A 24930-nucleotide genomic window follows, 5' to 3' on the forward strand; every position below is an offset into this window, starting at 1 on the left:
ACGCACCTAAAGTCGTCAAGTGGACAAAAACTCCCCGGCCGGAGGGGCTAGGCGGCCAGCCAGATGTCCGGGCCGAAGACCTCGTAGTGGATCCGTGTTGCGGGAATGCCTGCCTCGATGGCCTCGTTGCGGATGTTCTTCATGAACGGCAGCGGGCCGCACAGGTACAGGGAGGCGTTGGCGGGCAGGTCCACCTCGCGCAGGGACATGAAGCCGGACTTCGTGCCCGCCTGCGGTTCCTCCAGCCAGAGCTGGAGGTCGGCGCCGCCGAGCCGCTCGACGTCGTGCGTCATTTGGGAGCGCAGTGCCCAGCTGTCCAGGGTGCTCTCGGCGTGCAGGACCAGCACCTGGCGGTCGGAGCCGGTTTCGGCGAGGGAACGCAGGATCGAGGCGGTGGGCGTGCAGCCAATACCGGCGGAGGCGAGAACCACAGGGCCATCACCGTCCTTCAGGGTGATTTCGCCGTAAGGGTTGGAGATTTCGATGACGTCCCCGACCTCCACGCTGTTGTGGAGCACGGGGGAGACCTCCCCGCCGTCGTCGATCTTGGTGGTGAAGCTGCGGCTGGTGCCGGCATCGCCGGAGAGCGAGTACTGGCGGACCTGGCGGAGACCGTCGGGCAGGGTGACTTTGACGCTGATGTACTGGCCCGGAAGCGCGGCGGTGACCGCTGTGTCATCCGCAGGTGCCAGGGTGAATGTCATCGATCCCGTGCCGGCGGGGGTCTTTTCGACGACGGTCCAGGGCATCCACATCTTCGTGTTCGCCTGGGCCGCGTAGAGGCCCTTCTCCAGCTTGATCAGGGCATCGGCCATGAGCCAATACACCTCGGTCCAGGCTTCGGCGATTTCCGGGGTGATGACCTCGGCCAGGTCCTCGGCGATGGCTGCGAACAGGTGCTCATAGACCACCTGGTACTGCGGCTCGGTGATGCCCAAGGAGGCGTGGCGGTGCGCGATGCGGGACAGCACGGTTTCCGGCACGGTATCCGGGTTGTTGACGAGGTGGGTCGCGAACGCGGCGATGCTTCCGGCCAGGGCCTGCTGCTGGTTGCCGTTGCGCTGGTTGGAGCGGCTGAACAGCCCGTCCAGGAGTTCCGGGTGCGCGGCGAACAGGCGGCTATAGAACTTGGGGGTGATTTCGCCGATTCGCGAGCCCACCAGCGGCAGTGTGGCCTCAATAACGGGACGGGACTTGTCCGAGAGCATCGATACTCCTGAGCTAGTGGTCCGGGGTCTTTGGCCGGACCGGAAACTGTAGATATTGGTATTTGAAATACGAGTTTCTACATGTCTATTTCTACACCCCGTAGAAGTGATTTTCCAAAACGAAGCAGGGAACGCCAGCGAGGCGGGGGCGGGGGGCCTGAAGCGGTGGGGCGGCTAGGCGCCGGGGCGCAGTCCGATGGCCTCGAAGACGGGTGTCATCTGCCGTGAGGTGGGCAGTTCGGCCACCACGACGTCGTCGAGCTCGCGGTAAAAGGCCTCGCGGGCGCGGGCCATGGCGCCGCGGAGACGGCATTCGTTGATGAGCGGGCAGCTGCCGGCCGGGCCAATGCACTCGGCGGCGTCCTCGCGGGTGTCCAGCTGCCGCAGGACCTGGCCCACGGTGACGCGGCGGCCGGCCGCGCTGAGTCGCGAGCCTCCGTTCCGGCCACGCTCCACGTCAATGAGCCCGAGCATGCGCAGCTTCGCCACGGCCTTGCTGACGTGGTTGTAAGGGGTTCCGACGGCGTCCGCGACGTTCTGGGTGGTGAGCAGGCCGCCCTCGGGCGCTGCAGCGAGCACCATGAGGGCGCGCAGGCTGACGTCCGCGAAGGCGTTGATTTTCATGCTTCTAGCCTAAATGACCTGGGCAAATCGACGTTCCGACCGGCGCCTAGCGGGTGGCTGTGCGCACCCGGTGACCGGCGGAATTCGCCGTTGCGCCCGGTCTAGTCCGCCCAAATGACAGGCTCGTTGGAGTCGGCGGCAAGGTCGCCGAACTCCCACTCGCTGCCCTCGGTGGGGGAGTACGGCAGGACGGCCGCGAACACCGCGCCGTCCCGGTGCTCGGTGGCCACGTGGATGGCGTCCGAGTCCTCCTCGACCAGGGTGATGTCGCAGACGATGGCGGCGGCGCGGAATTCGTCCCGGTGCTGGCGCAAAAGTTCCGTGATGTCGCGGATCATCGCGTCGGCGTCGAACTCGCTGTCCCCGTCGGCATCCGGATCTTCCGGTGAAACGGCGACGAGGCGGACGTCGCCGTCGTTCTCCACCACGAGGGCGAACGGCAGGAACCCGCCGCTGCGCTCAAGCTGCTCCTGGGCCGCCGCCATTCCGGTGCCCAGAAGGTTTTCCAGATCCGTGGCCGTGGCCTCCGGCACGGATGCGCGCCACGATGGCTGGGCCGGGGTCGGGTCGGGTGATGCCACGAGGACCCCTAGCTGCGGACCAGGGCCAGCACGCGGTCGCGCACCCGCTCCATCGTGGCCCGGTCCGTGGCTTCGGCGTTCAGCCGCAGGTACGGTTCGGTGTTGGAGGGGCGCAGGTTGAACCAGAAGCTGCCGTCTGCGGCGGTGAAGGTGCTGCCGTCCAGGTGGTCCACGGCCACGTCCTCGGCCTCGAAATCTACCCGGACACGCTCCACGGCGCCGGCCTTGTCCTCGATTTCCGAGTTGATTTCCCCGGAGGACACGTAGGGTTCGTACTCGCGGCCGAGCTCCGACAGCGGGCCGTCCTGTTCGCCGAGGGCGGCCAGCACGTGCATGGCGGCAAGCATGCCGGTGTCCGCGTTCCAGAAGTCACGGAAGTAGAAGTGGGCGGAGTGCTCCCCGCCGAAGATGGCGCCTTCCTCTGCCATGACGGCCTTGATGAAGGAGTGGCCCACCCGGGTGCGAACCGCCCGGCCGCCGTCTTCGGTGACGAGTTCCGGCACCGCGCGGGAGGTCAGGAGGTTGTGGATGATGGTGGGATTGGTCTCGCCCTGCGCCTTGGCGCGGGCGATTTCGCGGCGGGCCACCATGCCGGTGATGGCCGACGGCGAGACCGGCTCACCCTTTTCGTCGATGACGAAGCAGCGGTCGGCGTCGCCGTCGAACGCCAGGCCGATGTCCGCGCCGTGTTCGACGACGGCGGCCTGCAGGTCGCGCAGGTTTTCCGGCTCCAGGGGGTTGGCCGGGTGGTTCGGGAAGGAGCCGTCCAGTTCGAAGTAGAGCGGAACAATGTCGAAGGGCAGCTTCGGCAGCAGAGTGTCCCCCAGGACGGCGGGCGTAGTGAGTCCGGCCATGCCGTTGCCGGCGTCCACCACCACCTTGAGGGGGCGCGAGCCGGAGAGGTCAACCAGCGTGCGCAGGTACTCGGCGTAGTCCTTCAGCACGTCCCGGACACCGATCTGGCCCTGCGTTTCGGCAGCGGGGATGGAACCGGTGTTCAGGTACTGCTCGGCGAGTGCCTGGATCTCCTTGAGGCCGGTTTCGGAGGAGATGGGGACGGCGCCCGCCTTGGCCATCTTGATGCCGTTGTATGCGGCGGGGTTGTGGCTAGCGGTGAACGTGGCGCCTGCGGCGTTCAGGGCTCCGCACGCGTAGTACAGCTCGTCCGTGGAGATCAGGTCCAGCAGCTGGACGTTGGCTCCGCGGGTGGCGGCGCCGCTGGCGAACGCCTTGCTGAACTCGGGGGAGGAGGGGCGCATGTCACCGCCGACCAGGACCGTCTGTCCCTCAAGGCCAAGCACGTCAACGAACGCTGCGCCTACGGCTTCGACGATTTCAGCGGTGATGGATTCGCCCACGATGCCGCGGACGTCATACGCCTTGAACGAGGCCGAAAGGTCAAAAGTACGGGTCTGGTCGCTAGTCACGGCACTTATCTTACGGGCACGCGCGCGGCGGCCCGTGAAGTGGATGTCACAGAAGCGCGGGCCGGCTGTTGTCCACATGGCGGGTGCGCTGGGTTTGGCGTGTCAGAGGCGGCTGGGATACTGAATCAATGGCAAATAACCAGCACGCTCCTGTCCTTGCTTCTGCCCCCGGCCCCTCCGGTACCGGCGCCGGACGGGACCAGGAAGCGGTCACTGGGACCCGGGGCCAGGCCCTGTCCGTGCTGCGCGAGCTGGTCGGCCGGCCGGATGCCGACTTCCACGACGGCCAGTTCGAGGCCATCGAGGCGCTGGTTGACGGCGGCCGCCGGACGCTCGTGGTGCAGCGGACGGGATGGGGAAAGTCCGCCGTTTACTTCGTGGCGTCCCTGCTGCTCCGGCGGCGCGGGGCGGGGCCCACCCTGATCGTCTCGCCGCTGCTGGCCCTGATGCGGGACCAGGTGGCTGCCGCCGCGCGGGCAGGTGTCCGGGCCGTGGCCATCAACTCCGCCAACCAGCTGGAGTGGGATACGGTGCGGGAGCAGCTTGCTGCCGACCAGGTGGATGTCCTGCTGGTGTCCCCCGAGCGGCTCACCAACCCTTCGTTCCGCGAAAACCAGCTGCCCGAACTCATCCGGCGCACGGGGCTGCTGGTTATTGACGAGGCCCACTGCATCTCAGACTGGGGCCACGACTTCCGGCCTGACTATCGTCGCATTGCCGACCTCATCGCCGAGCTGCCGGACACCGTGCCCGTACTGGCCACCACAGCCACCGCCAACTCCAGGGTGGTCCACGACATCGAGGAACAGCTGGGCGACGGCGTGCTGACCATCCGTGGCGCACTGGGCAGGGAGTCGCTGCGGCTCGGGGTCCTGGCCCTGCCCGACTCGCGCGAGCGTCTGGGCTGGCTGCTGACGCACCTGGCCGATCTGCAGGGCAGCGGGATCATTTACACCCTGACGGTTTCCGCCGCCGAGGACACCGCCAGGCTGCTCGCGGAGGCAGGCCACGAGGTGCTGGCCTATACAGGCCGCACCGACCCTGCAGACCGGGAGAGGGCGGAGCAGCTCCTCAAAGACAACCAGGTCAAGGCACTGGTGGCCACCTCCGCGCTGGGGATGGGCTTCGACAAGCCGGACCTCGGTTTCGTGGTGCACCTCGGCGCACCGTCGTCCCCGGTCGCCTACTACCAGCAGGTGGGCAGGGCAGGCCGTGGCGCCGCCAATGCAGACGTCCTGCTCCTGCCAGGGTCCGAGGACCGCGAAATCTGGCAGTACTTTGCCACCGCCTCCATGCCCTCCGAGGAGAAGGCCACGGCTGTGCTGACCGCGCTGGCGGAGGCGGGCTCGGCCGTGTCCACCGTGGCTCTGGAAGCCAGGGTGGACCTGCGCCGCACGCCGCTGGAACTCCTGCTGAAGGTCCTCGCCGTGGACGGTGCCGTGGAACGGGTGGGCGGCGGCTGGCGCTCCACCGGAATGCCCTGGATGTACGACGCCGAGCGGTACCGCCGCATCGCGGAGGCCCGGGTGGACGAGCAGGACTCCATGGTCATCTACCAGGACACCGCCGGCTGCCGGATGGAGTACATCACCTCCGTCCTGGATGACGAGACCGCTGCCGCCTGCGGCCGCTGCGACAACTGCGCAGGGAGGTGGTTCCCCTCGGAGGTGGCGTCCACCGCCACGGAGGCTGCCGGGCAGACCCTCAGCCGTGCGGGCATCGTGCTCGAGTCCCGGCTCCAGTGGCCCAGCGGAATGGACCGCCTCGGGGTTCCGGTGAAGGGGAAGATCAAACCTGACGAGAACGTCGCGGACGGCCGGGTCCTTGCCAGGCTGACGGACCTCGGCTGGGGCGGGGCGCTGCGGGAACTTTTCGCGGCCGGGGCTCCGGACCGCGCCGTCGATCCCGGCATGCTGCAGGCCTGTGTCCAGGTGCTCCGCGAATGGGGCACCGGTGATTCCCGGATCCCGGGCTGGAGCGGCGCAGGCAGGCCCGCGGCGATCGTCAGCATCCCCTCGCGCAGCAGGCCCGAACTCGTGGATTCCCTGGCCCGTGGCATCTCCCAGATTGGCCGCATCCCGTACATCGGCCAGCTGCAGCTCGAGCACGGCGGGCCCACCGGCGGACGCGGCGGCAACAGCGCCTACCGGCTGGCCGGTGTGTGGGACCGCCTCGTGGTGGGGGAGTCGCTGGCGGCAGAGCTCGCTGGCCTCGGCGGCGGCAGCGTGATGCTCGTCGACGACCTCGTGGACAGCCGGTGGACCGTCACCGTCGCGGGACGCGCACTCAGGCGGGCCGGTGCGGGCGCGGTGCTTCCGCTGGCACTGGCCCAGGCCGGCTGACCTCGGCCCCCGCGTGCCGGTGCAGCATAAGGCTGTCGGCGGTGCTGAGGAGCATCAGCACCGCAATCGACAGGAACGCGCCACGGTATGCGGCCACGCCGCTGCCGTCCGGTCCGGCTGACAAGATGGCGCCAAGCCCGGACGAGACCAGGGAGTCCGGCTCGAAGAGGCGCAGCAGCAGGGCGCCTACCGCGATGCCGGCCCCCGTGGCCAGCTGCACAAGCGTCGCCGAGACAGCATTGGCCGACGTCAGCTGCCCCGGCACGATGTCTGCGTACTGGACAGATGCGTACGCGGAGAAGCCGATGGACCGGAACGCCCCGCTAAACACCAGGAGCGCGAACACCAGTGGTTCCGGTGTGGCCGGGGTCAGCAGCGCGCAAAGGGCGAAGGTGGCAGCCGACGCCAGGGAAGCGAACACCAGAACCGGCTTGAACCCGAAGCGCCTGATGAGCGGCGTCGTGGCGGGTTTGATGCCGATGTTCCCGATGAACACGGCGGCCACCATGATGCCCGCGTGCAGGGGGCTCCATCCGAATCCGTTCTGGAACATCAGCGGCAAGAGGAACGGCACGGCACTGATGGTCAGCCGGTAGATGAAGCCGCCCGAGTTGGTGGCCCGGAAGGTGCGGGTGGCGAACACCGTCAGATCAAACAACGGGTGGGCCGCGCGTCGCATCCAGAAGACCGCCGCTGCCAGCGCGAGAACCCCGGCCAGAATGCTGGGCCAGGTCCAAAAGCCGCCGGGGTGGCCGCTGGCCAGTTCAAGGCCCGCCACCAGCGCGCCCACGCCGGCCGTGGTGAGGGCAAGCCCAAGCCAGTCCAGCCGGCGGGTCCGGTCGCCGGCAACGGCGGGAACCAGGCGCAGGGCGGCGAGGAAGGCCGCGGCGCCGAGCGGCAGGTTGATCAGGAAGATCCAGTGCCAGGACAGGTAGGTGGTCAGGGCGCCGCCCACGAGTGGTGCGAGGACCGGCGCCAGCAGCCCCGGCCAGACGAGGTAGGCGGTGGCGCGCAGCAGATCAGATTTCGGCGTTCCGCGAAGCACCAGCAGCGTACCCACCGGCACCATCATCGCCCCGCCCAGGCCCTGCAGGACGCGGCTGACGGTCAGCATCGTAAGGTCCTGGCTGGCGGCGCACAGCAGCGACGCCAGGGTAAAGACAGCGATGGCCAGGCAAAAAATCCGCCGGGCCCCGAGGCGCTCCGCCAACCAGCCGCTCAGCGGGATGCCCATGGCCACCGTCATCAGGTAGGCGGTCATGGTGATGTTCACGCTGGCCGACGGCACCCCGAAGTCCCCGGCGATGCTTGGGATGGCGGTGGTCAGGACCGTCCCGTCGAGGAACTCCATGAAGAACGTGGCCGCCACCAGCAGGGCCAGCCTGGGGCTCCAGGCCTCGCTGGCAGAAAGCTTGTTCATGCAATCATCCTGACACCGGCATGCGGTTTTGTGCCTTGCTGGTCCGGCACTCGGACGGCCGCGGCCGCAGGTCTGGCGGCCACGCGGCAGGGAAGGGGCCCGGAAACGCAAACGGCCCCGGTCCAAGGACCGGGGCCAAACGCGGAGACGGGGGTGTGTAGTTTCACGACATAGTTCTCACATGAGTCGGGACATTGTTCCCAGCTGACGCTTCGCCGGTGAGTCGGGACATAGTTCATACCCGGTACAGGCTGAGCATGATTCATGTCGAAGCAAAAAGTCATCGTCCTCGCCGTCCGGAACCAAGGGCTGAGCGTCGCTGACGCAGCCCGCCGATATGGTGTCAGCCGCCGCTGGGTGCACGAGCTCCTGCGGCGTGAAGCAACAGGAGGCATCGCGGCCGTCGAACCCCGATCAAAACGGCCTCTCAGCAATCCCCGCCGCACTGACGACGTAGTCACAGCACGTATCCTGGCCCTGCGCCAGGAACTGCAGACAGCCGGACTCGACGCCGGTCCAGTCACGATCGCCTGGCACCTCGAACGCGAAAACCTCCCCGCGCCCTCAACGTCCACGATCCGCCGGATCCTCCACGCGGCCCACCTGATCACTCCCGAGCCAAAGAAACGCCCGAGGACCTCCCTGCACCGTTTCGAAGCGCACCAGCCCAACGAGACCTGGCAGTCCGACTTCACCCACTGGCCCCTGGCCGACGGGACCGACACAGAGATCTTGAACTTCCTCGATGACCATTCCCGCTACCTGCTCGCATGCACCGCCTACCGGCCCGTCACCGTCATCGCCGTGGTGACCACGTTCCTCACAGCTGCCGCCGAATACGGCCTTCCGGCCTCGACCCTGACAGACAACGGCATGGTCTACACGACCCGGCTCGCCGGCGGCAAAGGAGGCCGGAACGCTTTTGAACACCAACTCCACACGCTGGGCATCACGCAGAAGAACGGCTCCCCAAGCCACCCGCAGACCCAGGGCAAAATCGAACGGTTCCACCAGACGCTGAAGAAATGGCTTGACGGACAGCCGCGCGCCCACACCCTCGAGGACCTCAACGAACAGCTCGGCAAATTCCGGCACATCTACAACCATGAACGCCCGCACCGCGCCCTGGACCGACGCACGCCGGCCACCGCCTACACCGCCACCCCCAAAGCAGAACCCGTAGGAGCGAGGCAAGGGGACCACTGGCGCCAGCGCATCGACCGCGTGGACCGGTTCGGGAAACTAACCCTCCGCCACGCAGGACGCCTGCACCACATCGGCATCGGCCGCGCCCACGCCGGGAAACACATCCTGATGCTCATCCACGACACCGACGTCATCATCAGCGACACCGCCACCGCCACCGGAGAGATCATCCGGGAACTCACCATCGACCCCGACCGGGATTACCAATCCAGACAAAGAAAAACACCCCGGTCCTAAGACCGGGGTGTTACCGATGACTCGACTCATCCGTGAAGGATGTCCCGACTCACCACAAACGCGGAGACGGGGGGATTTGAACCCCCGGTGGAGTTGTGCCCCACACTTCATTAGCAGTGAAGCCCATTCGGCCGCTCTGGCACGTCTCCAATTGCTATTCCTAGCCCACCAAGGATACGCAGAACCGGCCATCCAGTGCAAAACGGCCGGGGTGGCCCGCCGAAAACGCGCCCGCCCCGGCAAACCACCGGAGTTTTTGTCCAGATAATGCGGGCTGAAGGGCCCCTAACTCGCGATATCTGGACAAAAAATCCAGAAGGTTGGGCGGGAAACTTCAGGTGGGTTGCTGCAAAGTCCCGAAGGAGCCGCGGTCAGGCGGTGCCTTCTGCCAGCGCCTTCCACAGGAAGTGCTGGCTGCGGCCCTGGAGCGCGGCAGCCTGCCGGTTGTCCGAAGCGCCGGCATGCCCGCCCTCCAGCGCTTCGTGGAACCAGACGTTGGGGATGCCCATGGCCAGCATGCGCGCGGCCATCTTCCTGGCCTGCACCGGACCCACCCTGTCGTCGGATGTTGCGGTCCAGATGAAGGTTTCCGGGTACTCCACACCGTCCTTCAGCTGGTGGTACGGGGAGAAGGTCCTGATGAATTCCCAGTGCTCGGGCAGGTCGGGGTCGCCGTACTCGGCAATCCATGAGTGACCCGCCGACAGCTTGGTGTACCGGCGCATGTCCAGCAGCGGCACCCCGCAGGACACTGCGCCGAACAGTTCGGGATACCGTGTCAGCATGTTGCCCACGAGCAGGCCGCCGTTGGAGCCGCCGACGCAGCCGAGACGCTCGCGGCTGGTGACGCCCCGGGAGACCAGGTCCCTGGCTACCGCCGCAAAGTCCTCGTAGGCGCGGTGCCGGTTTTCCTGCAGTGCCGCCCGGTGCCAGGAGGGGCCGTATTCCCCGCCGCCGCGGATGTTGGCCACAACGTACACACCGCCCCGGCTGTGCCCCTCCGCAAGGCCGTCACCCGGAACTGCTGCCGTGCGCCGCTCCAGCCACGCCCGGCCGATGGTGCCGCTGTACGCCGGCGTACGTGAGACCTCGAAGCCGCCGTAGCCGGAGAGCTGGGTGGGGTTCTGCCCGTCCAGGACCAGGCCGCGGGCCGCCACCTGGAAGTACGGTACCTTCGTGCCGTCCGCGGAGACGGCGAAGTGCTGCTCTACCTCGTAGTCGGCTTCGTTGAAGAACGACGGCGACGCCTTCACCTCCGCATGGCTGCTCACCACAACTGCCGCTGGCGTTTCGCCGGAAGTCCTGCCGGGAGCCCCGCCGGCGGCGCTGGTGGGTGTGCCGCGGGTCAGGGTGCCGCGGGTCAGGGTGCTGGGCGTCGTGAAGCCGGTGGCCACGAGCCAGAAGTCGTCCCCGCACCCTGCTCCGTCGGATCCGCCGTCAGCCTCGTCCTCGTCATCCACGGCGAAGGCGTTGACATCGTGCAGCGGCGGGCAGGCGTCGAGCTGCGAGGACCGCCACGAGTCGGCAGGATCGAGAACACGGATTTCCGAGGATACGTCCTTCAGCAGGTTCAGCAGCAGGAAGTTCCGGGTCCAGCTCCAGGACTGCAGGGACGTGTGCGCGTCCGGGGCGAAGAGAACCGTCAGCTCGCGCTCGCCGGCGAGGTACGCCTGGAAATCGGCGGCGATCAGGGAACCGGCCGGGTAGGTGGTGCCGTTCACCGTCCAGTCACGCTGCGGCCTGAACAGCAGCCACTCCCGGTGCACGCCCGTGTTCACGTCGGTGGGCACGTCCACCTGCACCCAGCCACCGTCCTGCAGCACCGAAGTGCGGCGGTTGAAGAAGTCGATCCAGTCCACCGCGAACGTCCGCTCAAAGCCGGGTGTGGAGTCGTGGGCCACGATCGCCATCATGTGGTCCTCGGGGATCTCGAAGATGCGCGGCGCATCGCTCAGGGACTGGCCCCGGCGCAAGCGCACGGCGGTGCGGGCGTACGAGGACGCCGTGCGGGGGAGATCCTCTGCGGTGCTGGCGACCAGCAGCGTGTCCGCATCGAGCCACGAGACGTTCCCCTTCGCCGTCGGGACATCAAAACCGCCGGCGGCGGGATCAACGAAGGCGCGGGTCTCGACGTCGAACTCACGGTAGCGGTTGGCGTCGCCGCCGTCGGGGGAGAGCGCCACCAGGGCACGCCGGTAGGGCTGCCCCGGTTCCGGCCGGAGCAGGTTTGCGCCATGGAAGACCCACTCCACGCCGTCGGCAGCCGCCAAGGCATCCACGTCGAGGAGGACGTCCCACTCCGGCGCGTCGCTGCAGTAGCTGTCCCAGCTGGTCCGGCGCCATAGGCCCTTGGGGTTCTGCCGGTCCTTCCAGAAGTTGTAGTACCACTCGCCGTGCTTGCTCACCATGGCGATCTTGTCCGTCGAATCCAGCACCTCGAGGATCTCGCCCTCGAGCCGGGCGTAGTCGGCATCCTCGAGCAGGTCCTCCGTGCGGGCATTCTGCTCGCGCACCCAGGCCAGCTGTTCCTCGCCGTAGATGTCCTCCAGCCAGATGTTCTCGTCGGTGGGCGCGGGGGCGGTCCCGGTGGGAGCGGCGCCGGACGCGGGGGCAGAATCAGCTGCAGTGGTGGTCATGCGCCCATCCAAACAACATCCCCGCTCAGCTAGCAAGTCACATGCCGATACTCTGGAAGGCGTGGTTATTTCGCAGAGCATCCGGACCGCGCTCATCGGCGCCGGTCCGAGGGGTACCAGCGTGCTGGAGCGGCTGCTCGCCAACTGGTCCGCCGGCCGCCCTGCCGGCGCCCGCCTGCACATCGACGTCATCGATCCGTTTCCGGCCGGCCCGGGGCACGTCTGGCAGCCCGGCCAGTCCCGCCTTTACCTGATGAACACGCAGTCCTTTTACCCCACGCTGGTCCCCGAGGACACGGGGCTGGCCGCGCCCGTGGCCGGCACCACCTTCGACCGCTGGCGGACAGCCCAGCAGCGCAGCCCCCTGCCGGAGCTCACCGACGACGAGCGGGCGGAACTCGCCGTCTTGGGATCCGGCGACTTCCCCAGCCGCGCCATCTACGGCCGCTACCTGCGGTCCACGGTCGAGGAGTTGCTCGCCGCGCTGCCCGACGGCGTCACCATCGAGATGCACCAGGCGACGGCTACCGCTGTGCGCCGGCAGCCGGACGGAAGGTTCGAGGTCGACCTGGACGCCGTTGAAACGAACGACGGCGGACTGGACGGGGGCGCGACGCTGACCGTCGATTCGGTGGTGCTTGCGCTGGGCCACCTCCCGTCCCGCCTCAGCCCCGAACAGCGCGAGCTGCAGTCGGCCGCCGGGCAGTTTGGCCTGCGCTACCTCCCGCCGGCGGTTCCGGCCGACATCGACTGGAGCGTGGTTCCGGCCCAGGAGCCGGTGCTGGTCCGCGGGATGGGCCTGAACTTCTTCGACGTGATGGGCCAGCTCACGGAGGGGCGGGGCGGGAAGTTCGTGGAGGCAGGGGACGCCCTCGAGTACCTGCCCTCGGGCCAGGAGCCGATCATCTTCGCCGCGTCCCGCCGCGGCACGCCGTACCGGACCAAGGCCACCCTCTCGGGCTACTACCCGGCGTCGGTCACGCTCCGCTACTTCACCGGGAAAGCGCTGCAGAGGTTCGCCGCCGCCGGAATTGTTCCGGCATTCGACCACGACCTCTGGCCGCTGCTGCACCGGGACGCGCTCTGGGCCTACTACACAACCCTCGTGCGCTCGCAGCCGGACGCCGTGCAGGACCACGACGCGTTCCTCAAGGAGCTGGACGAGGCCCTGCACCCGCATGCCCACAGCACCGGCCGGTGGGAAGAGGACTTCAACGCCGTCATCGGCCGCCATGTCCATCCGGGCAGCAGGCTGGACCTGCGCGGCCTGGCCGCCCCGCTGTCCGGGCGGAGCTTTGCTTCGCGTGCCGAGCTGGACGCCGCGGTGGTCGAGTACCTCGACGACGATGCCCGGCGCTCAGCGCTCGGCGAGGATGATCCTGTCAAGATGGCCATCGGCGCGCTGCACCACGGACGCGCCGTGCTGAAATCGGTGGTGGCCGACGGCGGCATCACCGATGAGTCGTGGGTCGCCGGCCTGCGGGGCTGGTTTGAGTCGCTGGTGGAAGGGCTGGCCAGCGGTCCTCCGGCGCTGCGCGCCGAGCAGTTGGCGGCTCTGGCGCGCGCCGGAATTGTTAGCTTCGTGGGCCCGGACCCCAAGTTCGGCGTGGCCCGCGGGAAGCGCGCCTTCACCGCTGCCTCGCCGTGGGTGCGAGGTGGTGCCGCCGAAGCACACACGCTGGTGGAGGCACTGGCGCCGGCCAACCGCGTGGCACTCAACGAGTCCCCGCTGCTGGAACAGCTCCTTGCCGACGGGCTGGTCCGGCCGCGAACCATGATGACGGTGGAGGGAATCCCGGTGCAGTCCTCCGGGCTCGACGTCCGCCCGCACCCGTACCGGCCGGTTGCCGCGAACGGCGAGGTTACGGACCGGATGTACGTGCTGGGGCTGCAGCTCTCGGCCACGCAGTGGGGAACCGCCATTGCTGCCGAAGCGGCGCAGCAGGCCGGTCCTGTGTACCCCAGCGGGCAGCGCACGCTCCGCGACGCCGATGAGATCGCCCGTGCCATCCTCGGCCTGGCCCCACACGCTTCCTCAGCTCCTGCCGTTTGACCCCACACGCTTCCTCACCTCCTGCCGCTTGAGCGCGGATGCTTCCTCACCTCCTGCCGTTTGACCCCACACGCTTCCTCAGTGACCGGCGGAGCACCACCCCGGGCGAGCACAAAGAATGCCGGCTGGCAGCTTCCTTCGAAACTGCCAGCCGGCATCCCTTCAACGAACGTGGCTACAGGGCGCCCTGTCCGCCCGTTTCGGCGTCGCCCGCGTTCCCCTGGCCGGTGTCGGCCACGAGCTTGAACCGCGCCCCGGTGGGGTCTGTCAGCGTGGCCAGCCGGCCGTGGGGCGTGTCATCCGGTCCGTCAAGAACTGTCGCACCCAAGCTGACGGCCTTGTCGATCGAAGCGTCAGCGTCCGCCACCGCGAAATAGACGACCCAGTTGGAGGGGACTTCGGCGGGAAGGTCGGCCGACGCGTCATATATCCCTGCTTTTGCCTCCCGGCCGGCGCCCAGGGTTGTGTACCGGAACTCCGGGGTGTCGCTCATGACGTCGGTGTCCCAGCCGAACACGTCCTGATAGAACTTCACCGCGGCGGAGTAGTCCTTGGTGTGAAGCTCGTGCCAGGCCGGGGCGCCCGGCTCGCCAACAAGCTCGTAACCGCGCATCTCCCGCGGCTGCCACACACCTATCGTGGCACCGGAGGCGTCACCAAAGAACGCCATGTGGCCCTGTTCCGGGACGTCCATGGGTTCCATGAACACCTGGCCACCGTTTGCGGCAACCGCCGCGGCTGTGGCGGCGGCGTCGTCGGACCACAGGTAGGTGGACCACATGTCCGGCATGCCCTCCTGGCCCTCCTGCTTCTGCATGATGCCGGCGACGGTCTTGCCGTCCTTCTGGGCTGTGATGTAGCCGCCGTACTTTTCCTGGTCTCCGGTCTGGAAGTCCCAGCCGAACAGTTCGCCATAGAACTGTTTCGCCTGGTTCGCGTCGGTGGTCATGAGGTCGACCCAGCAGGGGGCGCCGGGCGTGGGTTCGGACGTAGGCATGGTCTGCTCCTGGTGTGGTCAGCGAGATGTTCCCGCAGGTCATGGAGGTGCTACGGACAGAACCGAGACTATGCCGGGGGTATCACAGTTTCAATGGGGGTCAGGCGGGGTGCGCTCAGCGCTGGTCCGAGTATGACGTGCCCGGCTCCTGGTCGTCGTCGGCCTCTACCCACTCGGTGAAGTCCTTCAGGGACATGCACCAGTAGTAATCGGAGTAGTGCAGGCTCTGTTTTTCAGCCTTGCCCATGACCTCGACCCCCACATGCAACGGTGGATGCGGAATCCCCTCCCGCGGTCGCGGGATAGAGCGGTGCTGTTACAAGTGAACGCCTTCCGGCGGGGGGCGCGCACCAGTGGCGCGTACTCGAATTCTGCCGGGCAGGTACTCGGACTACCTGTTTTCCTGGCCCCCGTCCGCACCCCTACTTGCTGGTGGAAAGAACCACTACTTGCCCACGCAAAAGGCCGGCCAAACCAACCTCTCGATTGGCCCGGCCGGCCTTCAAAATGGCCGTCATCGCGTGCTTCTTGCACGGTGCCGGCCCCTGCGCGGAAGGTAAGAGATTCGAACTCTTGGTACGGGGTTACCGCACACTGGTTTTCAAGACCAGCTCCTTCGGCCGCTCGGACAACCTTCCCTAACTAGTAGTGTTTCATAGGCAGTTGGCTGCAACAAAAACCGCCGCGTGGCAGTTGTCGCCGCCGCACAGTATTTTTGGGGCAGGAATCAGCTAGAAATCGGGAGTTCGCCATGAAAGCCGTCTTTATCTCGGAGCCCGGCGGGCCGGAAGTGCTGGAAGTCCGCGAGGTGCCGGCTCCCCAGCCGGGCCACGGTGAGGTGCTGATCGATGTTGTGGCGGCCGGCCTGAACCGCGCCGACGTCCAGCAGCGGAGGGGCTACTACCCGCCCCCGCCGGGTGCTTCGGAGATCCCCGGGCTGGAGGTGTCAGGCAGGATTGCGGGCTTCGGACCCGGCGTCACCAAGCCGTTTTCCGTCGGGGACAAGGTAGTGGCGCTGCTGTCCGGCGGGGGCTACGCGCAGCAGGTCGCGGTGCCCTCGGAACAGGTGCTGAGGGTTCCCGACGGTGTGGACCTGGTTACCGCTGCCGCCCTGCCTGAGGTTGCCGCCACCGTCTACTCAAACCTGGTGATGACCGCACAGCTGCAGCCGGGTGAGACGGTCCTGATCCATGGCGCCACGGGGGGGATTGGCACCATGGCCATCCAGCTGGCCAAGGCCCTGGGAGCCACGGTGGCCGCCACCGCGGGAACCGACGAAAAAGTCAGCACCGCAAAGGCGTTCCTTGGCGCCGACATCGCCATCAACTATGCGGAGGAAGACTTCGCCGAGAGCCTGCGTTCCCAAAACGGGGGCAAGGGCGCCGACGTGATCCTGGACGTCGTGGGCGCCAAGTATCTGCAGAAGAACATTGACGCCCTGGCCGATTACGGCCGACTCGTCGTCATTGGGCTGCAGGGAGGTGCCAAGGGGGAACTGGACCTGGGGCAGCTGCTGCGTAAGCGCGCGGCCATCGTGGCCACGGCGCTGCGTCCCCGTCCGACAGCCGAGAAAGGGGTCATCATGACGGCCGTCAGGGACTCCGTGTGGCCCCTCGTCTCTGACGGGCGGATCCACCCGCTGGTGGCAAAGACCTTCCCGCTGGACCAGGCCAGTGCGGCGCACAAATACTTCGACTCGGGCGAGCACGTGGGCAAGGTCCTGCTGGTCATGTAGCGGCAATTCCGGCGCGGTAGATACTCAGTATTGCCATGCTGAAGAACAAAGGCTAGGCTCGGGGAATACGCAGTATGCACGCGTCTTGGGGGCGCGTGCATACTGCCGACTTCCAGCCAAGGAGCCAGATGTCCATCCGCCATAGCCTCCTCGCCCTCTTGCAAGACCAGCCGCGTTACGGCTACCAGCTCAGGGTCGAATTCGAAGACCGCACGGGCTCCACCTGGCCACTGAACATCGGGCAGGTCTACACCACCCTCGACCGGCTGGAACGTGACGGCCTCGTCAGCAACGACGGCGGCGACGGCGAGGGCCACGTCGTGTACAGCATCACCGAAGCCGGCAAGGCGGAGGTCCAGGGCTGGTTTGCGACACCGGTGGAACGCAGCAACCCGCCGCGGAACGAGCTCGCCATCAAGCTGGCACTGGCCGTCACCCTGCCCGGGGTGGACGTCGCGGCGATCATCCAGTCCCAGCGAACCGCTTCCATGCGTGCCCTGCAGGACTATACGAAGTCGCGGCGGGACACCGCGGCCAACCAGCGGGCGGCGGACACGGCCTGGCTGCTGGTGCTGGATTCACTGATCTTCCAGACCGAGGCCGAGATCCGCTGGCTGGATCTGTGCGAGGCCCGGATGCTGCAGCTCGCGCAGGCCTCCGGGTCGCGCAGCCACGCACGCAAACCGTCCAACGGGCGCACTGTGGAAGAGGCTGCCCCGCTCACAGCGGACAACCGCCGGTGAGCGTGCAGGGACCGCAACAGGTCCTCGAACTCGCGAAGGTCAGCAGGACGTTCGGGCAGGGGGCCACGGCCGTTGCCGCGCTCCGGGATGTAGACCTCACCGTCAATGCCGGGGAATTCGTTGCGGTGATGGGGCCGTCCGGCTCCGGAAAATCATCCCTGCTGGCGCTGGCCGGCGGACTGGACCGGCCGACGTCGGGCGGTGTCTTTGTGGAGTCAACACCCCTGGCGGGGCTGGGACTGAACGCGCTGGCGCGGCTCCGGCGCCGTGCGGTGGGCTATGTCTTCCAGGACTTCAACCTGGTCCCGACGCTGTCGGCGGCGGAAAATGTTGCCCTGCCGCTCGAGCTCGACGGCGTGCCGGCCAGGAAAGCGCACCGGCAGGCAGTGGACGCCCTGCGGCAGGTGGGGATCCCGGAGCTGGCGCACCGGTTCATGGATGAAATGTCCGGCGGGCAGCAGCAGCGCGTGGCCATCGCCCGCGCCATCGTGGGAAACCGCCGGCTGATCCTTGCGGACGAACCCACCGGCGCCCTTGACTCCACCACGGGCCACGGGGTGATGGAGGTGCTCCGGTCCCGGGCTGATGCCGGCGCCGCCGTCATGCTGGTCACGCACGAGGCGCGCCATGCCGCGTGGGCGGACCGCGTGGTGTTTATCCGTGACGGCCGGATTGTGGATGAGGCAACGGCCATGCGCGATCCCGCAGTTCTCCTGGCACCGGCCGGCTGAGATGGCCCTGGACGTAGCGCCCGCGCCCCATGGCCGCTGGCACAGTTTTCGTCTTGCCCTCCGGATGGCACGCCGGGACATCAGCAGGCACCGCGACCGCTCCCTGCTGATCATCCTGCTGATCCTGCTGCCGGTGGCCGGCATGACCGGCGCCGCGGCCCTGGCGCAAAGCATGCAGGAAACACCGGCGGAACGGGTGCAGTACCAGCTGGGCAGTACGCAGGCACGGTTCCGCGGCATGCCCGCTTCCAACGCCGAGACCGTGCAGGATCCTGTGTTTGAGACAGCAACCATGACGCGGAATTTCACTGTCGATCCGGACTTCGAACCGCGGAATCCGCGGGACGCGGTCCCCGCCGGCTACGAAGTCCTGACCGAAACGCAGCTGACGCTCACGGTCAGGGCCGGCGCGTCCGACGCCGGTGCGTCCGACGCCGCCGGGTACGACGTCCCCGTGATGGCCAAGGCCGTCGACGTACTGAATCCCGCCTTCACCGGAAAATACACGCTTCTGGAGGGGCGGCCCGCCGCTGCCCCTGACGAAATCCTCGCCTCGCCCGGAGCGCTGAAGCGCTTCGGCATCCGCCTCGGAGACAGGCTGACGACGGCGGACGGCACCTTCGCCGTCGTCGGCACCTTACGGGATGCTACCTCCTCGGACGGCAACCCCATCCTGTTCCTCAAACCGGGCCAGGCAGCCATGGATGGCCCGCCCGCCCGGGGCAACCCGCTCGGCGAAACGATGTACTACCTCGTCGGTTCAAACCCCGTGACGTGGGACCAGATCCGTGACCTGAACAGGTCCGGCATCGCCGTGCTTTCCCGTGCCGTAGCACTTGACCCGCCGGTCCCGTCAGGCGCTGCCGGAGGCCCCGGGACCATGCCCGCCGCTGGCTACGTTGCCGCTGTGCTGATCGCGGCACTTGCCCTGCTCGAAGTGGGACTCCTGGCCGGGGCGGCGTTTGCGGTGGGCGCTAAGCGCCAGGTCCGCGAACTAGCCCTGCTCGCCGCAAGCGGAGCGGAAGCACCTACGGTCCGGGCGGTGGTAACCGCCGCCGGGCTGTGGCTTGGGTCCATCGCAGTGGTTGCGGGTGCCGTGCTGGGGGCAGGCGGGGCTGCCGTGGCGGTGGCGGTTGCCAGGCACTTGGGCTCTGTCCGCTTTCCCGGCTTCCATCTGGACATCCTGCCCACTGTGGCGGCCATGGCCATGGGCCTGCTGGCGTGTTTCCTGGCCGCGGTGGTTCCTGCCCGTCAGGTTGCGCGGCAGGCGGTGCTCGGCGCCTTGAAGTCCGGCCGCGCACCGGCAGTCTCTGGGCCGTGGCCGGCGCGGGCGGGGGGCCTCCTGCTGGTTCTGGCCATCAGCTGCCTCGCGGCGGGGCAAACCCTGGGCCTGACCGGTGACCTGGACGTCGTCGCTGCGCGGACCCCGCTGGTCGCGGCGCTGGTCACCGGCGGCGCAGTCCTGGCGGTGACCGCCCTTGTCCTGCTCACCGGGACGTTCGTGAAAGTCCTGACTGCAGGCACCGCCTGGATGCCGCTCCCGCTGCGCATGGCCGCCCGTGACTCGGCCAGGAACCGAAGCCGTACGGTGCCTGCCGTGGCGGCAATCCTCGCCGCCGCGACGCTGGCCAGTGCCGTGATGGTCCTTTCCGCGAGCCAGATGGAGGAGGCGAAGCGCACCCACATGTGGGGCGCGCAGGAAAACCAGGTTTCGCTGCCGCTGGAAACCGCGCCGGTCCAGGCCCAGGGAACGGCCTCCGGCAGGACTATCGACCCGGCTGCAGTGGCTGCGGCACTGCGGCGGGAACTCAGTACCGTGCAGTGGACGCAGGTCCTCAGGGGTCCGGTGACGAGCAAATGCCACGTGCGGGCGTCAGCCGATGGATCCCTTCCTGCCACTGGTGACGCTGTGGACTGCCGGCAATATAAGCTCGCCGTGCCGGCCGGCCACGAATGCCCTGTCTCGCCGCAGGGCCGGGTCCTCGACGGGAGCGACTGGCGGTGCGGCGGATCGATGTTCCCCGTCGGCGTCAGCAGCCAGCTTCCACCTCTGGTAGTCGGCGGCGTCGATGAGCTGCGGGCGCTCCTCGGCCGGGAACCCAGCCCTGCGGCGGTGCACGCACTCAGGAGCGGCGGAATGGTGGTCAGCAACCCTGTCTTCGAAAAGGACGGGAAGGCCACGCTCCAGTCCTACGACGTTCGCGAGCCGGTTGCGGGTCCCGGTTCCGCCGTTGGCTACAAGCCCCTGAGCAACACAGGGCTGCCGGCGGCCGTGGACGCTCCGGACGTTCCGATACCGTTCTACGGCGTGATCACCCCGGACACCGCCGTCAGGCTAGGCATCCAATTCGACAACTCCGTGCTGCTGGCCCAGCTGTCCGCATACCCGGAGGCCGCCGAACAGGACCGGGCATGGGCGGCACTGGCGAATGTCTACCGGATCCAAGCCATGGGCTTCTACGTTGAGCCCGGGGCGGACCGTACCGGATCCGAACTGCTGTGGCTGATCGTCGGCATCAGTGCCTTCATTACCCTTAGCGCAGCCGGCATCACCACGGGCTTGGCGCTCGCGGATGCCCGGGCGGACCACATGACGCTGGCTGGCGTCGGGGCGCCGCCGCGGCTGCGGAAAGCCCTGGCAGGCGCCCAGTCGCTCATGACCGCGTCCCTCGGAACCTCGCTGGGAGTGGCGGCCGGGATGGTGCCCGCAGTCCTGCTCATCGGGGGCACCCGGATGTTCGCAGAGTCGGTGGTGCCGTGGATGCCCTTGCTGGCCCTGCTCGTTGCCGTGCCGCTGACCGGAAGTGCACTGGCCTGGGTCTTCGCGCGTGCCCGCCTGCCGGTGTCCCGGCGAAGCGCCGGCACCTGAAAGCCGCTCCTGCCAGCGGCGCTGGACCCTGGCAGCCGCACCGGACCCCTGAAGTGGACGACTGGAGCGGACGACGGCGGTAAGCCGGGGCCGTCCGCTCGCCGCGGCGCTGCGACCGCTCGGCGATTCCTCCGGCAGCGCTCCGCAAATGGCCTCGGTTGCAGCCCTACCCGTTGGTAGGGTGCCGGTGGCACACTCCGTGCCAACTGGGAATCTCAAGGAGGAGACATGGGCACCATGCCTGAGGATGTGACCCGAACGGCGGACGGGGAACTCAATCCCGCGGCCACCGGGTCGCTGCCGCCGACGTCGGTGGAGGACGCGGTCCGCGACGCCGAGGAGCGCAGATGGACCCCTGCGAAGATCGCCACGTGGGTAGCCATCGCGCTCCTGGGCGGCGTGGCCTGGTTCATGCTGGCCGTCGTCAGGGGCGAAACGGTCAACGCCATCTGGTTCGTGTTCGCCTCGGTGTGCACGTACCTGATCGGCTACCGCTTTTATTCGAAGGTCATCGAGCGCTATCTGCTCAAGCCGGACGACCGCCGCGCCACGCCGGCAGAGTACAAGGCTGACGGCAAGGACTACGTCCGCACGGACCGCAATGTCCTCTTCGGGCACCACTTCGCCGCCATCGCCGGAGCCGGCCCGCTCGTGGGGCCCGTCATCGCGGCCCAGATGGGTTACCTCCCGGGCACTATCTGGATCATTCTCGGCGTCGTCCTCGCAGGCGCCGTGCAGGACTACCTGGTGATGTTCTTCTCCATGCGCCGCGGCGGCCGTTCCCTCGGCCAGATGGCGCGTGAGGAGTTGGGCGTCATCGGCGGCACCGCCGCCCTCGTGGCCACGCTGCTGATCATGGTGATCATCGTCGCGATCCTGGCGCTCGTCGTCGTCAATGCTTTGGGGGAGAGCCCCTGGGGCGTCTTCTCGGTGGGCATGACCATCCCAATCGCGCTCTTCATGGGCGTGTACCTGAGGTATCTGCGTCCGGGCAAGGTCATGGAGGTTTCCATCATCGGCTTCGTGCTGCTCATGGCCGCCATCATCGGCGGCGGCGGCGTGGCCGGCACCGAGTGGGGCGCGGCGTTCTTCCACCTGGACAAGGTCACCATCGCGTGGGGCCTCATCATCTACGGCTTCATCGCGGCCATTCTGCCGGTGTGGCTCCTGCTCGCACCGCGGGACTACCTCTCGACCTTCATGAAGATCGGCGTGATCGCGATGCTCGCCGTGGCCATTATCGTGGTGCGACCCGAAATTACTGTTCCCGCCTTCAGCGAGTTCGCGGGCCGCGAGAACGGGCCGGTCTTCTCCGGCGCCCTGTTCCCGTTCCTGTTCGTCACCATCGCGTGCGGCGCGCTGTCCGGCTTCCACGCCCTGATTTCCTCCGGCACCACGCCAAAGCTCATCGAGAAGGAACGTCAGACCCGGTTCATCGGCTATGGCGGCATGCTGATGGAGTCCTTCGTCGCCATCATGGCGCTGGTCGCGGCCATCTCGATCGACCGCGGGATCTACTTCGCCATGAACGCCCCCGCGGCGCTGACCGGCGGAACGGTGGAGACGGCGGCCCAGTGGGTCAACAGCCTTGGCCTGGCCGGCGTCAACATCACCCCTGACGTCCTGGCCCAGACTGCGTCCAACGTGGGCGAGGAAAGCATCGTCTCGCGCTCAGGCGGCGCGCCAACGCTCGCCGTGGGCCTGGCCCACATCATGCAGCAGTTCATCGGCGGCACCGGCATGATGGCCTTCTGGTACCACTTCGCCATCATGTTCGAGGCCCTGTTCATCCTCACCGCAGTCGACGCCGGAACGCGCGTTGCGCGGTTCATGCTGCAGGATTCGATCGGGAACTTTGCCTCGAAGTTCAAGGAGGCGTCCTGGCGTCCCGGCGCGTGGCTCTGCACGGCCATCATGGTGGGCGCCTGGGGCGCCGTGCTGCTGATGGGCGTCACCGACCCGCTGGGCGGCATCAACACCCTCTTCCCGCTGTTCGGCATCGCCAACCAGCTGCTGGCTGCGATCGCCCTGGCGGTGTGCATGGCCATCGCGGCGAAGCGCGGCTCGTTCAGGTACCTGTGGATCGTCGCCGTGCCGCTGGCCTTCACCGCGGTCGTCACCATCACGGCAAGCATCCACAAGATCTTCTCTTCCGTCCCGGCCGTGGGGTACTTCGCCAACAACGCCGCGTTCAGCAAGGCGCTGGCCGACGGGAAGACCTCGTTCGGCACGGCCAAGACGACGGCGGCCATGGAGGCCGTGGTCCGCAACACCATGATCCAGGGCTGGCTGTCCGTCATCTTCGTGGTCCTGAGCATCATCGTTATCATCACCGCGGTGCTTGCCACGGTGAAGGCCTTCCGGAACACCGCGGCCGGCGTCCCCAACGTCAACAACGAGGACCGGCCACATCCCTCACGCGTCTACGCGCCCGCCGGGCTGATCCCCACGCCCGCCGAACGCGAGCTCATGGCCGAATGGAACAAGCTGCCCGCCGACATGCGTGTTGAGCGGGCGGGGCACCACTGATGAGTGCTGCACCCGGACCGGCCGGCCTGCTTCATCCGGTGGCGGGAGCCTTCCGCGGCTTCGCACGGTACGTGCAGGGTGTCATGGGCGCCGACGCGTACCGGAAGTACCTGGAGCACCACGCGGCGGCCGGCCACGGCACGCCGCCCCTGGACGAACGGGCGTTCTGGCGGGACCGGACTGACCGCCAGGACACCAACCCGCAGGGAAGGTGCTGCTGACCATGCCAGTTCCGCCGGCCCGATTCGCTGTTCGCAGGATCGGGCCGGCGGATGCCGGCGAGATGGGGGCCTGGATGAGGGGCCGTGGAGTGGCGGAAGGGTGGGTTCCGGCCAACACCTACGCCGTCGGCTTCTACCGCAAATGCGGTTTCGCTACGGACGAAGGCGAAATCCTGGTCAAGGAGCTTCATTGACTGGACTCCGCGTTCCGGGCCCGTGAGAGTATGAACGCATGAGCGATCCCGAAGACACTCAACCCACCCGGACTGCAGAGGACGAGGAACCGGTGGAGGGCACCACCCTGGATGATGAGGGCACCCCCCTGGATGTGGGGGCCGCTGGGCGCCCCGCCGAGGCGGAAAAGCCGAAGGCCGCCAACCTGCAGGACCTCGTGGATGAGCCCGCGAAGGTGATGCGGATCGGGACCATGATCCGGCAGCTGCTGGAAGAAGTGAAGTCTGCGCCTTTGGACGACGCCGCTCGGGGCCGCCTGGCGGAGATCCACGAGCGCTCCATCAAGGAGCTTGAGGACGGTCTGGCACCGGAACTGGTGCAGGAGCTGGAACGGATCAGCCTGCCATTCCCGGACGACGCCACTCCCTCTGACGCCGAGCTGCGGATCGCCCAGGCCCAGCTGGTGGGCTGGCTGGAAGGCCTGTTCCACGGGATCCAGACGGCGATAGCCGCCCAGCACGCCGCACGGGAACACACCCTGGCCCAGATGCAGCTAAAGCAGCTGCCGCCAGGCACAGTCATCGCGCCCGGTGTGATCATCGGTGAGAACGGTGAGCCGCAGCGTGCCAAGGCGCCCCAGCCCGGTTCAGATCCGCTGCACCCGGGCCGGAAGGAAGACCCCGACCACGGCCCCGGCCAGTATTTGTAGGCCTCTTTGGGATTTTTCACGGCCGCCCGGCAAGGGCGGAAAGACGACGCCGAACTTGGCAAGGGCCTGTGGCGCCGTGCCCATGACCGGTTCCACCGTGGCCTCGACCGCTACCACCAGGTGCTCGAGGGTGTGGAGGACGAGCAGCTCTATGGAGAGCTGGTGGAGATTGGCAATCGGCTGGCGGGCCTCTCCAGCCGCGTCCGGGAGATTTGCGTTGAGGCGCAGCGGCGGTCGCCCAGCGACGGGCTGGATATTCCGCATGCACTGTCCGGTGTTCACCGCTCGCTCTCCAAGGCGGGCAACTCGCTCGCGGCCACCGCCGAGGCGGCGGCGATGCTGCGGCTTGCCGTGGGACCCGTGCCGGTTGGCGCGGCCTCCGTATGGCGCCGGGCGGAGACTGTTTTTGAGCAGGTGGCCGACGCCGAGCGGCTCCTGTTGGAGTCCTGACAGAGTCCTGGGAGAGTCCGGACGGCGGTACCCGCCGG

The 24930-nt window shown here is 67.7% G+C and carries 20 protein-coding genes and 2 tRNA genes; 12 read left to right on the forward strand and 10 right to left on the reverse strand.

What is annotated here, in order from left to right; genetic code table 11:
- Positions 1–47 precede the first annotated feature (47 nt).
- The 4 genes from LFT45_RS03795 to LFT45_RS03810 all read right to left on the reverse strand — a co-directional run bounded on the left by LFT45_RS03795 (position 48) and on the right by LFT45_RS03810 (position 3840).
- On the reverse strand, positions 48–1208 hold the full coding sequence (locus tag LFT45_RS03795; RefSeq protein WP_236806754.1) for a globin domain-containing protein: 1161 nt from the start codon (positions 1206–1208) through the stop codon (positions 48–50).
- A gap of 174 nt (positions 1209–1382) precedes the next feature.
- Entirely contained in the window at positions 1383–1832 is a 450-nt protein-coding gene (locus LFT45_RS03800) for an RrF2 family transcriptional regulator (protein ID WP_236806756.1), read from the reverse strand.
- Between the two features lie 101 nt (positions 1833–1933).
- A complete protein-coding gene (locus tag LFT45_RS03805; protein WP_236806758.1) occupies positions 1934–2413 on the reverse strand; it encodes a hypothetical protein in 480 nt (159 codons plus the stop codon).
- Between the two features lie 8 nt (positions 2414–2421).
- Complete coding sequence (locus LFT45_RS03810) at positions 2422–3840, reverse strand: phosphomannomutase/phosphoglucomutase (protein WP_236806760.1); 1419 nt, start codon at positions 3838–3840, stop codon at positions 2422–2424.
- Positions 3841–3968: 128 nt separating this feature from the next.
- Between LFT45_RS03810 and LFT45_RS03815 the strand changes: the two genes are divergently transcribed.
- A complete protein-coding gene (locus tag LFT45_RS03815; RefSeq protein WP_236806762.1) occupies positions 3969–6182 on the forward strand; it encodes a RecQ family ATP-dependent DNA helicase in 2214 nt (737 codons plus the stop codon).
- Here LFT45_RS03815 and LFT45_RS03820 read toward each other — a convergent pair.
- Positions 6127–7602 carry an MFS transporter gene (locus LFT45_RS03820; protein WP_236806764.1) on the reverse strand — a complete coding sequence of 492 codons (1476 nt, stop codon included), beginning with the start codon at positions 7600–7602 and terminating at the stop codon, positions 6127–6129. The two genes, LFT45_RS03815 and LFT45_RS03820, sit on opposite strands and share 56 nt — an antisense overlap.
- Positions 7603–7866: 264 nt before the next feature.
- Between LFT45_RS03820 and LFT45_RS03825 the strand changes: the two genes are divergently transcribed.
- The gene (locus LFT45_RS03825) at positions 7867–9045 is read left to right on the forward strand and encodes an IS481 family transposase (protein WP_236804357.1); all 1179 of its coding nucleotides are present in this window, start codon (positions 7867–7869) and stop codon (positions 9043–9045) included.
- Between the two features lie 61 nt (positions 9046–9106).
- Here the strand turns inward: LFT45_RS03825 and LFT45_RS03830 are convergent.
- Positions 9107–9194: transfer RNA gene (locus LFT45_RS03830), tRNA-Ser, on the reverse strand.
- A gap of 222 nt (positions 9195–9416) precedes the next feature.
- Complete coding sequence (locus LFT45_RS03835) at positions 9417–11681, reverse strand: prolyl oligopeptidase family serine peptidase (protein ID WP_236806766.1); 2265 nt, start codon at positions 11679–11681, stop codon at positions 9417–9419.
- Between the two features lie 61 nt (positions 11682–11742).
- On the opposite strand from LFT45_RS03835, the gene LFT45_RS03840 reads away from it, so the two are divergent.
- Positions 11743–13734, forward strand: a complete 1992-nt coding sequence (locus LFT45_RS03840) for an FAD/NAD(P)-binding protein (protein WP_236806769.1) — start codon at positions 11743–11745, stop codon at positions 13732–13734.
- 175 nt (positions 13735–13909) lie between these two features.
- Here LFT45_RS03840 and LFT45_RS03845 read toward each other — a convergent pair whose 3' ends face one another.
- The 3 genes from LFT45_RS03845 to LFT45_RS03850 all read right to left on the reverse strand — a co-directional run bounded on the left by LFT45_RS03845 (position 13910) and on the right by LFT45_RS03850 (position 15369).
- A complete protein-coding gene (locus LFT45_RS03845) occupies positions 13910–14731 on the reverse strand; it encodes a VOC family protein (protein ID WP_236806771.1) in 822 nt (273 codons plus the stop codon).
- A 115-nt stretch (positions 14732–14846) separates the two neighbouring features.
- Complete coding sequence (locus tag LFT45_RS23245; RefSeq protein ID WP_272912741.1) at positions 14847–14978, reverse strand: hypothetical protein; 132 nt, start codon at positions 14976–14978, stop codon at positions 14847–14849.
- A 303-nt stretch (positions 14979–15281) separates the two neighbouring features.
- Positions 15282–15369 (reverse strand) — tRNA-Ser (locus tag LFT45_RS03850).
- A gap of 113 nt (positions 15370–15482) precedes the next feature.
- Between LFT45_RS03850 and LFT45_RS03855 the strand changes: the two genes are divergently transcribed.
- The 9 genes from LFT45_RS03855 (at position 15483) to LFT45_RS03895 (ending at position 24892) form a co-directional block, all read left to right on the forward strand.
- Positions 15483–16466 (forward strand): NAD(P)H-quinone oxidoreductase, encoded by a 984-nt coding sequence (locus LFT45_RS03855; protein ID WP_236806773.1) that lies wholly within the window; start codon positions 15483–15485, stop codon positions 16464–16466.
- A gap of 128 nt (positions 16467–16594) precedes the next feature.
- Positions 16595–17209, forward strand: a complete 615-nt coding sequence (locus LFT45_RS03860; RefSeq protein WP_236806775.1) for a PadR family transcriptional regulator — start codon at positions 16595–16597, stop codon at positions 17207–17209.
- Positions 17206–17940 carry an ABC transporter ATP-binding protein gene (locus LFT45_RS03865; protein ID WP_236806777.1) on the forward strand — a complete coding sequence of 245 codons (735 nt, stop codon included), beginning with the start codon at positions 17206–17208 and terminating at the stop codon, positions 17938–17940. Before LFT45_RS03860 ends, LFT45_RS03865 begins: the two co-directional genes overlap by 4 nt.
- Before the next feature lie 64 nt (positions 17941–18004).
- Positions 18005–20809 (forward strand): FtsX-like permease family protein, encoded by a 2805-nt coding sequence (locus tag LFT45_RS03870; RefSeq protein ID WP_236806779.1) that lies wholly within the window; start codon positions 18005–18007, stop codon positions 20807–20809.
- Between the two features lie 228 nt (positions 20810–21037).
- Positions 21038–23338, forward strand: a complete 2301-nt coding sequence (locus tag LFT45_RS03875; protein WP_236806782.1) for a carbon starvation CstA family protein — start codon at positions 21038–21040, stop codon at positions 23336–23338.
- A complete protein-coding gene (locus LFT45_RS03880) occupies positions 23338–23559 on the forward strand; it encodes a YbdD/YjiX family protein (RefSeq protein WP_236806783.1) in 222 nt (73 codons plus the stop codon). The genes LFT45_RS03875 and LFT45_RS03880 overlap by 1 nt, the downstream gene beginning before the upstream one ends.
- A 2-nt stretch (positions 23560–23561) precedes the next feature.
- Positions 23562–23753, forward strand: coding sequence for a hypothetical protein (locus LFT45_RS03885; protein WP_236806785.1), 192 nt, complete (start codon positions 23562–23564; stop codon positions 23751–23753).
- Between the two features lie 38 nt (positions 23754–23791).
- Positions 23792–24442 (forward strand): bacterial proteasome activator family protein, encoded by a 651-nt coding sequence (locus LFT45_RS03890; RefSeq protein WP_236806787.1) that lies wholly within the window; start codon positions 23792–23794, stop codon positions 24440–24442.
- 6 nt (positions 24443–24448) lie between these two features.
- On the forward strand, positions 24449–24892 hold the full coding sequence (locus LFT45_RS03895) for a hypothetical protein (protein WP_236806789.1): 444 nt from the start codon (positions 24449–24451) through the stop codon (positions 24890–24892).
- The last annotated feature ends 38 nt before the right edge of the window (positions 24893–24930 follow it).

It is taken from the genome of Arthrobacter sp. FW305-BF8 (assembly GCF_021789315.1).
GTDB lineage: Bacteria > Actinomycetota > Actinomycetes > Actinomycetales > Micrococcaceae > Arthrobacter.

Coding starts and splice junctions, on each gene's coding strand:
- LFT45_RS03795 (WP_236806754.1), bottom strand. CDS start 1,208: ATGCTCTCGGACAAGTCCCGTCCCGTTATTGAGGCCACACTGCCGCTG.
- LFT45_RS03800 (WP_236806756.1), bottom strand. CDS start 1,832: ATGAAAATCAACGCCTTCGCGGACGTCAGCCTGCGCGCCCTCATGGTG.
- LFT45_RS03815 (WP_236806762.1), top strand. CDS start 3,969: ATGGCAAATAACCAGCACGCTCCTGTCCTTGCTTCTGCCCCCGGCCCC.
- LFT45_RS03820 (WP_236806764.1), bottom strand. CDS start 7,602: ATGAACAAGCTTTCTGCCAGCGAGGCCTGGAGCCCCAGGCTGGCCCTG.
- LFT45_RS03825 (WP_236804357.1), top strand. CDS start 7,867: ATGTCGAAGCAAAAAGTCATCGTCCTCGCCGTCCGGAACCAAGGGCTG.
- LFT45_RS03835 (WP_236806766.1), bottom strand. CDS start 11,681: ATGACCACCACTGCAGCTGATTCTGCCCCCGCGTCCGGCGCCGCTCCC.
- LFT45_RS03845 (WP_236806771.1), bottom strand. CDS start 14,731: ATGCCTACGTCCGAACCCACGCCCGGCGCCCCCTGCTGGGTCGACCTC.
- LFT45_RS23245 (WP_272912741.1), bottom strand. CDS start 14,978: ATGGGCAAGGCTGAAAAACAGAGCCTGCACTACTCCGATTACTACTGG.
- LFT45_RS03855 (WP_236806773.1), top strand. CDS start 15,483: ATGAAAGCCGTCTTTATCTCGGAGCCCGGCGGGCCGGAAGTGCTGGAA.
- LFT45_RS03860 (WP_236806775.1), top strand. CDS start 16,595: ATGTCCATCCGCCATAGCCTCCTCGCCCTCTTGCAAGACCAGCCGCGT.
- LFT45_RS03870 (WP_236806779.1), top strand. CDS start 18,005: ATGGCACGCCGGGACATCAGCAGGCACCGCGACCGCTCCCTGCTGATC.
- LFT45_RS03875 (WP_236806782.1), top strand. CDS start 21,038: ATGGGCACCATGCCTGAGGATGTGACCCGAACGGCGGACGGGGAACTC.
- LFT45_RS03880 (WP_236806783.1), top strand. CDS start 23,338: ATGAGTGCTGCACCCGGACCGGCCGGCCTGCTTCATCCGGTGGCGGGA.
- LFT45_RS03885 (WP_236806785.1), top strand. CDS start 23,562: ATGCCAGTTCCGCCGGCCCGATTCGCTGTTCGCAGGATCGGGCCGGCG.
- LFT45_RS03890 (WP_236806787.1), top strand. CDS start 23,792: ATGAGCGATCCCGAAGACACTCAACCCACCCGGACTGCAGAGGACGAG.